This window comes from Streptomyces sp. NPDC050121 (assembly GCF_044460385.1).
GTDB classification, from domain to species: Bacteria; Actinomycetota; Actinomycetes; order Streptomycetales; family Streptomycetaceae; genus Streptomyces; species Streptomyces soliscabiei.
On record NZ_JBITJV010000020.1, the window covers coordinates 132304 to 144016 of the forward strand.

The following is an 11713-nucleotide window of genomic DNA, read 5'->3' on the forward strand; positions in this document are numbered from 1 at the left end:
TTCCCGGCACAGCGCCCGCGCGCGCTCGGCGACCGGAACGTCGGTCTCAGGCCGCCCGGGTCGGTGCGGTGGCCGGCAGGGTGTCGGCGAACAGGGGGCCTGCTCGTCGAAGCGGCGGTGGCAGTGGCGGACGCCGACGCGCTCGCCTCCGCGTCCGTGACCGTGTCGGCGAAGGCCGACTGGTAGCCGGCGACGGCGAGTCCGCCGGCCGCGACCGTGCCGTCGGTCACCGCGAGGGCGCGGCGCCGGGTGAGGGTGGTGTCCTTGTGATGTCGCGTCATGAACAGGAACGTAGGAACGTCACCCGTCAGCGACATGGGGGAGCGCTGGGAGGCACCTGTGAGTGCCGAGAAAGCTGAGGTGACAGACGCTCAGACGGCGATGAGCGGCGCGTCCTTGCGCCACTTGAGGATCTTGTCGAAGCTCACCACCGCACCGCTGAGCCCCGGCTTGTTGCCGATGTGGACGTGGTCGGCGAGTTCCTGGATGAGGTAGAGGCCGCGGCCCTGCTCGGCGTCGGTGTTGGTGCGGACCGGGGCGGGGGCGGGGCTCTCGCCCCTGAATCCCGGGCCCGAGTCGGCGACCTCGATGCGGCACTTCTCGCCGTCGAGGTACGCGGTGACGCGGTACGCCTCCGAACAGCCGCCGTGCGCCGTGTTCCCACCGTGCTCGACGGCGTTGGCGCAGGCTTCGCTCAGGGCGACGGACAGGTCGTAACTGACGTCGGGGTCTACGCCTGCCGTCTCCATGGTGCCGATCAGCAGGCGGCGGGCGAGCGGAACGCTCGCGGCTTCGCGCCGGAGATGGAGTGACCACCAGATGCTCATGCTCCAGCCTCCTGGCTGCGGCTCGACATACCGATACGTATTGCCGCCCAGCGCCGTATGTAAGCGCGATTTCCGCGTGATGCCGCCCATATGGGGGATGCACGCAAACCAGGAATCGGTGTATGTGGGACCCAACAGCACCAGTCACACCAGTCGGAACCAGAAGGTGATCTTCCATATCGTAGGGAACCTTGTGGACCTGCCGTATGGGCGCGGTAAGGCCAGTGCAATGATGAGCCCGCCATGACTGCCCCCCACGGTGAGCGCTCCGGGCGCGATCTACGGCTGCTGCGGGCCGCGGTGTTCGCCGCGGTCTGCGTCGTGCTGGCCGCGGCCGGGCACACCATGGCCTCCTGCGCCACGGTTGCGCCATGGACGCTGGGCGCGGGATTCCTGGGCGCCCTCGCGGTCGTACTGCCGCTCGCCGGACGCACGCGCTCGCTGCCCGGCATCGCGGCGCTCCTCGCGCTCGGACAGACCGTGCTGCACACGCTCTTCGGCCTCGGTCAGCACACCGCCACCGCCGCCATGACCGCCACCAGGACCGCCGGCTCCGGCGCGCTGTCCGCGTCCGACGCCACGCTCGTCGAACGCGCGGCACGGCTGGTGTGCGGGGCCTCGGCCGCGGCGATCAGCCCCGCCCAGGCACAGAAGCTGCTCGTCGACGCGCGGCTCTACCGGCCCCAGGGCGCCGGCAGCGGCGCCGGGACGGACATGAGCGGGATGCGCGGCATGAGCGCGACCGGCGGCATGAGCGGGACGGTCGGCATGAGCGGGATGGGCTCCGCGCACCATCCGGCAGACGCCCTGTCCACCGCCGGGTCGTCGATGTCCCTGCTGCCGTCCGTGCCCATGCTGCTCGGCCACCTCCTGGCGGCCGTCGCCGCCGGATGGCTGCTGCGGCGCGGCGACACGGCCCTGCTGCGACTGCTCGCGCTGTCGGCCCACGGCGTCGCCGAGGGAGCGCTCGTACGGTCCCTGCGCGGGGCGCTCGCGCTGGTGCGCGCCCTGCTCGCGGGGCTGCCCGGCCTGCCCGGCGCAAGGCCGCGCGTCCCGCACACCGCCCTGCTCGCGCCGTCCGCGCCCCGCACCGTCGCGCTTCAGCACTCGGTGATCAGACGAGGACCGCCGGCCGTATCCGTTCTCGTCCTCGCTGCCTGACGCGACACGACCAGCACTCCACCACACCGGGAGGCGGCCGCCGTCGTGCGGCACGCGCGCGCGTGCACACCACCGAGTGCGCGCCTCTCCTCACCGCAGATTCACTCAGAGTGGAGTGCTCCCTGTCATGAAGGCCTCTCGCATCGCCTTCCGCGTCACCTCCCGCGTCGCGGCCGCCGCTGCCGTCGCCGGCTGTGCCGTTCTCGCCCTGTCCGCGCCCGCCTTCGCGCACGTCAGCGTCGCCGCCGAGGGCACCGCCCCCAAGGGCGGCTACGCCGTCGTCGACTTCAAGGTCCCCAACGAGCGGGACGACGCCTCGACCACCAAGCTCGAGGTCACCTTCCCGACCGACCACCCGCTGGCCTCCGCGATGCCGGAGCCGATCAACGGCTGGAAGATCGAGGTCACCAAGGCGAAGCTCGCCAAGCCCCTCACGGTGCACGGCAAGCAGATCTCCGAGGCCGTCTCCAAGATCACCTGGACCGCCACCGGCAAGGGCATCGAGTCCGGCTACTTCCAGAAGTTCCCGGTCTCCGTGGGCGCGCTGCCCGAGGACGCCGAGGAACTCGTCTTCAAAGCGATCCAGACGTACTCCAACAAGGAGGTCGTGCGCTGGATCGAGGTCCAGGAGGACGGCGCGGAGGAGCCGGAGAACCCGGCCCCGGTGCTGGCCCTGTCGGCCGCTTCCGAAGGCGGCCACCACGGCACGAGCGCCGAGGACGCCTCAGACGATTCCTCCGCCGACGGCAAGGCGTCCGCCGCGAAGACGACCGAGGCCGCCTCCGACTCCGGCGGCAGTGACACGACCGCCCGGGTCCTCGGCGTGGTCGGCATCGTCGTCGGCGCCGCCGGTGTGGCGTACGGCGTGCTCGCCGGCCGCCGCCGGACCACGACCGAAGCCTGAGCCCCACCCCCCGTCGGACCGGCGGCCCTGCGGCCCTGCGCCCGACGCCTGCTCGTCCGCGACGCGCACCGGGGACATGCACGCACCCGCGCGTGCGACCCCGGTGCACGCCGGAGTTCACACATCTGGGACATTTTTCTATGCGCAAGAAGACGTTCGCCGTGGCCGCCCTGCTCACCGCCGCCACCCTCACCCTCTCCGCCTGCGGCAGCGGCGACAGCGGCGGCAGTTCCGTCGCCGCCGTCTCCGAGGACGGCGCCTCGAAGCAGGCCGCGACCGTGCTCGACCAGCCCTTCACCAAGCCCGACCTGGTCCTCACCGACACCCAGGGGAAGTCCTACGACCTGCGCAAGGAGACCGCGGGCCGGCCGACGCTGATCTACTTCGGCTACACCAACTGCCCCGACGTCTGCCCGCTGACGATGAGCAACATCGCCGTCGCCAAGAAGCAGCTGCCCAAGGCCGAGCAGGACGCGCTGCGCGTCGTGTTCGTCACCACCGACCCGGACCGGGACACCCCGGCCGCGCTCGGCAAGTGGCTCAAGGGCATCGACCCCCAGGTCGTCGGCCTGAGCGGGAAGTTCGCGACCATCCAGGCCGCCGCCCGCACCCTCGGCATCTCCGTCGAGGCGCCGCACAAGGACAAGAACGGCAAGATCGTCTCCACCCACGGCACCCAGGTCGTCGCCTTCTCCCCGAAGACGAACGGCGGCTACCTCCTGTACGGCGAGGAGGCCACGGTCGACGACTACACCAAGGACCTCCCCAAGATCATCAAGGGCGAGAACCCGTGAGGCGCGTGCGGTCGGCGCTGCGGCCCGCGAGACTCCTCGCCGTGCCCGCCACCGCCGTCACCGGGGCACTGCTGCTGGCGGGCTGCGGGTCGGACTCCGACGGACGGGCCGAACTGTCCGTCCGGGCCGCCTACATACCGCAGCCCGTCTCCGACACCATGGCCGCCGGTTTCCTCACCATCGTCAACAAGGGCGGTGCGAAGGACGAACTGACCTCCGTCACCAGTGCCACCGCGGGCAGCGTCACCCTCCACGAGACCGTCGGGTCGTCGATGGAGGAGGTCAAGTCCCTCGATGTGCCGGCGCATGGTCAACTCGTGTTCAAGAGCGGTGGTAACCATCTGATGTTCGAGAAGCTGAAGAGCAAGCCGGTGCAGGGCCAGACGGTGGCCGTCGAGCTGCACTTCGCCGCATCCGACCCCCTCGAGGTCGAGATTCCGGTCGAGTCCGCCACGTACACCCCGAAGACCGGCCACTGAGGGAGGGACCACCTTGACGCAGACCATCGCCCCCCGCGTCCGGATGTTCGTGCTGCTGTTCCTGGCGGTGACCGGCGCGCTTCTCGCCGGCGCCGGACCAGCCTCCGCGCACGCCGCGCTGACCGGCAGCGACCCCGCGCAGGGGGTGGTGGTCGACAAGGCGCCCACTCAGGTGACGCTGACCTTCTCCGAGACCGTCTCGATGAACGACGACTCGCTGCGCGTCCTCGACCCCAAGGGCACCCGCGTCGACAGCGGCAAGCCGACCAACACCAGCGGCACGTCGTACGCCGTGCAGCTGCACTCGGGGCTGCCCGACGGCACGTACACGGTGACCTACCAGGTGGTGTCCGCCGACAGCCATCCCGTCGCCGGCGCCTACACCTTCTCCATCGGCGCCCCCTCCAAGACCAGCGTCTCGGTGTCCGACCAGGGGGCCGGCGGTGGGATCGTCGGCGGGCTCTACGGTTTCGGGCGGTACGTGTCGTACGCCGGGTTCATCGTGATGGCCGGCGGGGCCGCCTTCGTGCTGGCCTGCTGGCAGCGCGGCACCGGGGTGCGGGCCGTGCAGCGGCTCATCGTCTCCGGCTGGCTCGCGATGACCGCGGCCACCCTGTTCCTGCTGCTCCTGCGCGGCTCCTACACCACCTCGGGCAAGCTCGGCGACGTCTTCGACCTCGACCTCCTCGGGCAGGTCCTGCAGACCAAGACCGGCGCCGCCCTGGTCTCCCGGCTGCTGCTGCTCGCCGCGGCCGCCCTCTTCATCGCGGTGCTCTTCGGCGCGTACGACAAGCGAGAAGACGAGGAGAAACGGGATCTGGCCTTCGGGCTCGCCATCGGCGGAACCGTCGTCGCCGCCGGGCTCGCGGCGAGCTGGGCCATGGCCGAGCACGCCTCGACCGGGCTGCAGCCGGGCATCGCGATGCCGGTCGACGTGCTGCACCTGCTGGCTGTCGCGACCTGGCTGGGCGGGCTCACCGCGCTCCTCGTGGCGCTGTACCGGGCGCCCGCCGACCGGCCCGTCGAGGCAGCCGTCGTCCGCCGCTTCTCCCAGGTCGCCTTCGGCAGCGTCCTGGCCGTGATCGCCACCGGCGTCTACCAGTCCTGGCGTCAGCTCGGCTCCTGGTCCGCCTTCACCGACACCCGCTACGGACAACTGCTGCTCATCAAGATCGGGCTCGTGGCGCTGCTCGTCGGCATCGCGTGGATCTCCCGACGCTGGACGGCCCAGCTGGCGGACACGACGACGAAGACGACGGCCCGGAACTCCGCGGCCGAGAAGTCCACGGCCGAAAGCCCCACAGCCGAGACGGCCACGGTCGAGACAGCCACGGCCGAGGAGTCCACGGCCGAGGGGTCCACGGGCGAGGGGTCCACGGGCGAGACGGCCACGGTCGATGGGTCCACGGCCGAGGAGGCCGCCCCGGTGGCCGTCCCGCAGTCCGCCCTCGACTCCGCGGCCGAGTCGGCGCCCGAGAAGCAGCACGTCACGGCGGCGGCCGGGAGCGGATCCGGGACCGGAACCGGGGTCGGAACCGGGGCCGGGGCCGGAACCGGGGCCGGGGCCGGAACCGGGGCCGGGGCCGCCAAGGCCGGGTCCGGCGGAGCGAAGCGTGCCGCGCAGCTCGCCCGGCAGCAGGCCGCCGTCGACGCCACCCGGCAGAAGCGGCTGCGGGACTCCGATCCGGGCCGCTTCGGCCTGCGCCGCTCGGTGCTCGCCGAGGCCGGCGTCGCCGTCGTGCTGCTCGGCGTCACCACCATCCTGACGTCGACGGAACCCGGCCGCACGGAGCAGGACGCCGCCAAGGCCACCCAGTCCTCCTCGTCTTCATCTTCCTCTTCTTCTTCGTCCTCCTCGGGGGATTCCACCTCCGGCGCCCTGACGCTGGACATGTCGTTCGACACCGGCGGCACGGACGGCAAGGGCGTGGTCAGCGTCGACCTCGACCCCGCACGGGCCGGCGCCAACGAGATGCACGTCTATGTGACCCGGCCCAACGGCCGCGCCTTCGACGTGCCCGAGGTCAAGGTCGCCTTCACCCTCGAAGCCAAGAAGATCGGGCCGCTGCCCATCTCTCCCGACCACATCACGACCGGCCACTGGTCGGCGACCGGAGTACAGATCCCCCTGGCCGGCGAGTGGAAGATCGCCGTGACCGTGCGGACCTCCGACATCGACCAGGTGACCGTCTCCAAGAACGCGCAGATCGGCTGAACCGCACCATGCCCGACCAGTCCATCCCCGAGGCCCGTACGCCCCAGACCCGTACGCCCGAGAACCACACCTCCGTGGGCGAAGGCGCGCCCTCGGGATCCCGCTCCCCCGAGGGGCTGACACGGCGCAGGCTGCTCGGCACCGCAGGCACCACCGGTCTCGTGCTCGGCGCGGCCGGCGGCGCCGTGGGCTATGCGGCGGCGCCCTCGCAGGCCACGCCGTTGTCCTCGATCGGCGCCGACGAGGCGATGTTCCACGTGAAACATCAGCCCGGCATCATCCAGGGGCTCCAGGCCCGCGGGCATCTCGTCGCCTTCGACCTCGCCGCCGGCGCGGGCCGCAAAGAGGCCGCCGCGCTGCTGCGTCGCTGGTCGGAGACGGCTCGGCGGCTGATGGCGGGCGAGGCGGCGGCGAACGACGACACGGACGTGGCCCGGGACGCAGGCCCTTCCTCGCTGACGGTCACCTTCGGTTTCGGCCACAGCTTCTTCGCCCGCACCGGGCTGGAGAAGCAGCGCCCGGTCGCCCTCGACCCACTCCCCGACTTCTCCTCCGACCACCTCGACAAGGCCCGTAGCAACGGCGACCTGTGGGTGCAGATCGGTGCGAACGACGCCCTGGTCGCCTTTCACGCCCTGCGCGCCATCCAGAAGGACGCGGGCAGCGCGGCGAAGGTCCGCTGGCAGATGAACGGCTTCAACCGGACGCCGGGGGCCACGGCCCACCCCATGACGGCCCGCAACCTGATGGGTCAGCTGGACGGCACCCGCAACCCCAAGCCGACCGACTCCGACTTCGACCAGCGCATCTTCGTCCCGGCGTCCGGCACCAAGGACCCGGCGTGGATGGCCAACGGCTCCTACGCCGTCGTACGCCGTATCCGCATGCTGCTCGACGACTGGGAGAGGCTGTCGCTCAAGGCCCAGGAGCAGGTCATCGGGCGCAAGAAGTCCGACGGGGCGCCGCTGTCGGGGGGCGGCGAGACGACCGCGATGGACCTGGAGAAGACCGACGCCCGCGGCGATCTGGTCGTCCCGATCAACGCGCACGCCCGTATCACCCGCCCCGATCAGAACGGCGGCGCGGCGATGCTGCGCCGGCCCTTCTCCTACCACGACGGCATCGACCCGGACGGCACTCCGGACGCGGGCCTGCTCTTCGTCTGCTGGCAGGCGGACCCGTTGCGCGGCTTCGTCACCGTGCAGCGCAAGCTGGACCGCGGGGACGCCCTGTCGAAGTACATCCGCCACGAGTCGAGCGGCCTGTTCGCGGTGCCGGGCGGCGCGGCCGAGGGGGAGTACGTGGGCCAGCGACTGCTGGAGTCGTGAAGTTACGGCCCGCCGTGCGAATTCATTCCTGCGAGCGGCTGTCGTGAGACGCATACGTCTGGATACGCAAGGGCCATTAGGGTGAGGTCATGCCAGCGAGCTATGCGTATCTCGGCCCCGAGGGCACCTTCACGGAGGTCGCCCTGCGCACGCTTCCGGAGGCTGCCACCCGGCAGCTGATCCCCTATGTGTCGGTGCAGTCCGCGCTCGACGCGGTGCGCACCGGCGAGGCCGAGGCCGCGTTCGTGCCCATCGAGAACTCCGTCGAGGGCGGGATCACCACGACCCTGGACGAGCTGGTCGCCGGCGCGCCGCTGATGATCTACCGCGAGGTGCTGCTGTCAATCACCTTCGCGCTGCTGGTACGGCCGGGCACGAAGCTGGCGGACATCAAGACGGTCTCGGCGCATCCGGCCGCGCAGCCGCAGGTCCGCAACTGGCTGAAGGGGAATCTCCCGGACGCCCTGTGGGAGTCGGCCGCCTCGAACGCGGACGCCGCCCGACTGGTCCAGGAGGGCCGGTACGACGCCGCCTTCGCGGGCGAGTTCGCGGCCGCCCGCTACGGCCTGACGGCCCTGGAGACCGGCATCCACGACGCCGAGAACGCTCAGACCCGGTTCGTGCTGGTGGGCAGGCCCGCCCGGCCCGCAGCGCCGACCGGCGCGGACAAGACGTCCGTCGTGCTGTGGCAGCGCGACGACCATCCCGGCGGCCTGCGCGACCTGCTGGGCGAGTTCGCCACCCGGGGCGTCAACCTCATGCTGCTGCAGTCCCGGCCGACGGGCGCGGGCATCGGCAACTACTGCTTCTGCATCGACGCCGAGGGACACATCTCGGACCGGCGGATGGCCGAGGCGCTCATGGGGCTGAAGCGCATCTGTCGCGAGGTGCGATTCCTCGGCTCGTACCCGCGCGCGGAGGTGAGCCCGGCGGACGTGCCGACCCCGCTGCCGGGGACCTCCGACGGCGAGTTCGTGGCAGCGTCGGACTGGGTGGCCCGCTGCCAGGACGGCCGGTTCTAGCAGCCGGTCCGCCACCGGTTCTGGCTGTCGTTCACGCAGTCCTGGCTGTCGTTCACGCAGTCCTGGCTGTCGTTCAGCCGGTCCTATCTGCGTATCTCCGTTATCCACAGAAGTTATCCACAGGGCGGCATCTCGACCTGGGGACAAGTCGACAACGTCGATCACCGAAGCCCCATCCAGTCGACAAATCGGCCCCCATGACACCAGGGCGACTCGCAACCTGCGCGTCACCCTTCGTCCACCTGTTTCCTTCGATCAATCCTTTGGGGCGACCCATTTCCACCCGAAAGTGGGTCGGCAGACCGTTTGGGCAAGGAATTGACCGAGCCCCACAGTGCTATCGGAATGATCAATTCCAATGTCCACAGATCTTTCGCACATCCTGTGGATAACCATCCCGGGGGTGTGGATACCTGTGGACAACGGCACCCTCAAGTCCCCTCCTCCACAAGGAAATCGAGTCAACGAGACGCCCGTCACATGCCCCGTCCCAGGGAGTGAGACGCTTTTCATTGACACGTGCGGCAATTCCCTCATAACTGAACGTAAGCCATGAATCGGAAGCCTCGGCCTACGGTCGGCCTACAGTCGGTCTACGGTTCGGAATGGTGAGTCGTGAGCGGCAACCCCGCACGGGTAGCCTTGGCCGCGTGATTGACCTTCGCCTGCTCCGTGAGGACCCCGACCGTGTGCGCGCGTCCCAGCGCGCCCGTGGAGAGGACGTCGCGCTCGTCGACTCTCTCCTGTCCGCCGACGAGCGGCGCAGGTCGTCCGGCGTCCGCTTCGACGAGCTGCGCGCCGAGCAGAAGTCGCTCGGCAAGCTCATCCCCAAGGCCTCCGCGGACGAGAAGGCCGAACTGCTGAAGAAGGCGAGTCAGCTCGCCGCCGACGTCAAGGCCGCCGACGCCGAGCGTGACGCCGCCGACGCCGAGACCCAGGAGCTCCTGCAGCGGCTCGGCAACCTCGTGCACCCCGACGTGCCCGTGGGCGGCGAGGAGGACTTCGTCACCCTCGAGACGCACGGCACGATCCGCGACTTCGGCGCCGAGGGCTTCGAGCCCAAGGACCACCTGGAGCTCGGCCAGCTCCTCGGCGCGATCGACGTCGAGCGCGGCGCGAAGGTCTCCGGCTCCCGCTTCTACTTCCTGACCGGCGTCGGCGCCCTGCTGGAGCTGGCCCTGGTCAACGCGGCGATCGCGCAGGCCACGGCGGCCGGCTTCACGCCGATGCTCACCCCCGCGCTGGTGCGTCCGCAGTCCATGGCGGGCACCGGCTTCCTCGGCCAGGCCGCCCAGGACGTCTACCACCTCGACAAGGACGACCTCTACCTCGTCGGCACCTCCGAGGTCCCCCTCGCCGCGTACCACATGGACGAGATCATCGACGCGGACAAGCTCCCGCTGCGCTACGCGGGCTTCTCGCCCTGCTTCCGCCGCGAGGCCGGCTCGCACGGCAAGGACACCAAGGGCATCTTCCGCGTCCACCAGTTCGACAAGGTCGAGATGTTCTCCTACGTCACGCCCGAGGACTCGACGGCCGAGCATCAGCGGCTGCTGGCGTGGGAGAAGCAGTGGCTGTCCTCGCTGGAGCTGCCGTTCCGCGTCATTGACGTCGCCACCGGTGACCTCGGCTCCTCGGCCGCCCGCAAGTTCGACTGCGAGGCGTGGATCCCCACCCAGGGCAAGTACCGCGAGCTGACCTCGACCTCGGACTGCACCGAGTTCCAGTCCCGCCGTTTGTCGATCCGTGTCCGCGAGGGCAAGCAGGTCCGCCCGCTGGCCACGCTGAACGGCACGCTGTGCGCCGTCCCGCGCACGATCGTCGCGATCCTGGAGAACCACCAGCAGGCCGACGGTTCCGTGTACGTGCCCGAGGTGCTGCGCCCGTACCTCGGCGGCCGGGAGGTCCTGGAGCCGGTGGCCAAGTGAGCGCCGCATCTCCCGCCAGGGGGCTCCCCTACCGTCTGATCGCGACCGACCTCGACGGAACGCTGCTGCGCTCCGACGAGTCGATCTCGCAGCGCACCCGTGACGCCCTCGCCGCGGCCACCGCGGCGGGCGCCGCGCACATCGTGGTGACGGGCCGCGGCGTCCGGTGGACCCGGCACATCCTCGACGACCTCGGCTACGACGGCCTCGCGGTCTGCGGCCAGGGCGCACAGGTGTACGACGCCGGCGAGCATCGTCTGCTGACGTCGGTGACCCTGGACCGGCAGCTGGCCGCGGTGGCCCTGGCGAAGATCGAGGCGGAGGTCGGCCCGCTGTACCTGGCGGCGAGCCGTGACGGCCTGGACGGCGACGTGCTGGTCGGCCCCGGTTACGCGGTCACCGGCGCACTGCCGTCGACGCCGTTCACGGACGCGTCCGACCTCTGGTCCGCGCCGCTGGGCAAGATCTACATACAGCATCCCGAGCTGTCCGACGACGCGCTGGCCGAGGCCGCCCAGCGGGCCGCGGGTGGCTTCGTCACGGTCGCGATGGCCGGCCAGGGCATCGTGGAGCTGCTCCCTCTGGGCCTGTCCAAGGCCACGGGCCTCTCCCTGGCGGCCCGCCGCCTGGGCCTGAAGGCCGCCGACACGATCGCCTTCGGCGACATGCCCAACGACATCCCGATGTTCGCCTGGTCCGCACATGGCGTAGCCATGGCCAACGCCCACGAGGAACTCAAGGCAATAGCCGACGAGGTGACAACCTCGAACGAGGAGGACGGCATCGCAGCAGTCCTGGAGCAACTGCTCCCCTAACCACCCCCAACCAGCCGACCTGACGGCCTTGTCGGGCTGACGGCGGGCGGGCGGCCCACCGAGCCGGCTGGCAGCCGGCCTGACGAGCTGGCACCCTCGCCGAGCTGGCGGCCTGACGAGCTGGCACCCTCGCCGAGCTGGCGGGCTGGCGGGCTGGCGGGCTGGCGGGCTGGCGGGCTGGCGGGCTGGCGGGCTGGCGGGCTGGCGGGCTGGCGGGCTGGCGGGCTGGCGGGCTGGCGG

The 11713-nt window shown here is 70.9% G+C and carries 10 protein-coding genes; 9 read left to right on the forward strand and 1 reads right to left on the reverse strand.

Annotation, left to right across the window (positions count from 1 at the left end; all coding sequences use genetic code 11):
- Window positions 1-371: 371 nt before the first annotated feature.
- A complete protein-coding gene (locus ACIBTS_RS28175; RefSeq protein WP_399323027.1) occupies window positions 372-827 on the reverse strand; it encodes an ATP-binding protein in 456 nt (151 codons plus the stop codon).
- 243 nt (window positions 828-1070) lie between these two features.
- Between ACIBTS_RS28175 and ACIBTS_RS28180 the strand changes: the two genes are divergently transcribed.
- From ACIBTS_RS28180 to ACIBTS_RS28220, 9 genes are all read left to right on the forward strand, one after another.
- The gene (locus ACIBTS_RS28180) at window positions 1071-1988 is read left to right on the forward strand and encodes a hypothetical protein (protein ID WP_399323029.1); all 918 of its coding nucleotides are present in this window, start codon (window positions 1071-1073) and stop codon (window positions 1986-1988) included.
- Between the two features lie 127 nt (window positions 1989-2115).
- Window positions 2116-2892, forward strand: coding sequence for a YcnI family protein (locus ACIBTS_RS28185; protein WP_399323031.1), 777 nt, complete (start codon window positions 2116-2118; stop codon window positions 2890-2892).
- Between the two features lie 140 nt (window positions 2893-3032).
- Window positions 3033-3686: an SCO family protein gene (locus tag ACIBTS_RS28190; protein ID WP_399323033.1), complete on the forward strand. Its 654-nt coding sequence runs from the start codon at window positions 3033-3035 to the stop codon at window positions 3684-3686.
- Window positions 3683-4165, forward strand: coding sequence for a copper chaperone PCu(A)C (locus ACIBTS_RS28195; RefSeq protein WP_399323035.1), 483 nt, complete (start codon window positions 3683-3685; stop codon window positions 4163-4165). Before ACIBTS_RS28190 ends, ACIBTS_RS28195 begins: the two co-directional genes overlap by 4 nt.
- A 13-nt stretch (window positions 4166-4178) precedes the next feature.
- Window positions 4179-6380 (forward strand): copper resistance CopC/CopD family protein, encoded by a 2202-nt coding sequence (locus ACIBTS_RS28200; protein ID WP_399323036.1) that lies wholly within the window; start codon window positions 4179-4181, stop codon window positions 6378-6380.
- Between the two features lie 8 nt (window positions 6381-6388).
- Window positions 6389-7708 carry an iron uptake transporter deferrochelatase/peroxidase subunit gene (efeB, locus tag ACIBTS_RS28205; RefSeq protein WP_399323038.1) on the forward strand — a complete coding sequence of 440 codons (1320 nt, stop codon included), beginning with the start codon at window positions 6389-6391 and terminating at the stop codon, window positions 7706-7708.
- 89 nt (window positions 7709-7797) lie between these two features.
- Complete coding sequence (gene pheA, locus ACIBTS_RS28210) at window positions 7798-8730, forward strand: prephenate dehydratase (RefSeq protein WP_334578627.1); 933 nt, start codon at window positions 7798-7800, stop codon at window positions 8728-8730.
- 650 nt (window positions 8731-9380) lie between these two features.
- Window positions 9381-10658 carry a serine--tRNA ligase gene (serS, locus tag ACIBTS_RS28215; RefSeq protein ID WP_079661228.1) on the forward strand — a complete coding sequence of 426 codons (1278 nt, stop codon included), beginning with the start codon at window positions 9381-9383 and terminating at the stop codon, window positions 10656-10658.
- A complete protein-coding gene (locus tag ACIBTS_RS28220) occupies window positions 10655-11473 on the forward strand; it encodes an HAD family hydrolase (RefSeq protein WP_399323040.1) in 819 nt (272 codons plus the stop codon). The genes serS and ACIBTS_RS28220 overlap by 4 nt, the downstream gene beginning before the upstream one ends.
- Window positions 11474-11713 lie beyond the last annotated feature (240 nt).

Coding starts and splice junctions, on each gene's coding strand:
- efeB (WP_399323038.1), top strand. CDS start 6,389: ATGCCCGACCAGTCCATCCCCGAGGCCCGTACGCCCCAGACCCGTACG.
- ACIBTS_RS28175 (WP_399323027.1), bottom strand. CDS start 827: ATGAGCATCTGGTGGTCACTCCATCTCCGGCGCGAAGCCGCGAGCGTT.
- ACIBTS_RS28185 (WP_399323031.1), top strand. CDS start 2,116: ATGAAGGCCTCTCGCATCGCCTTCCGCGTCACCTCCCGCGTCGCGGCC.
- ACIBTS_RS28180 (WP_399323029.1), top strand. CDS start 1,071: ATGACTGCCCCCCACGGTGAGCGCTCCGGGCGCGATCTACGGCTGCTG.
- ACIBTS_RS28190 (WP_399323033.1), top strand. CDS start 3,033: ATGCGCAAGAAGACGTTCGCCGTGGCCGCCCTGCTCACCGCCGCCACC.
- pheA (WP_334578627.1), top strand. CDS start 7,798: ATGCCAGCGAGCTATGCGTATCTCGGCCCCGAGGGCACCTTCACGGAG.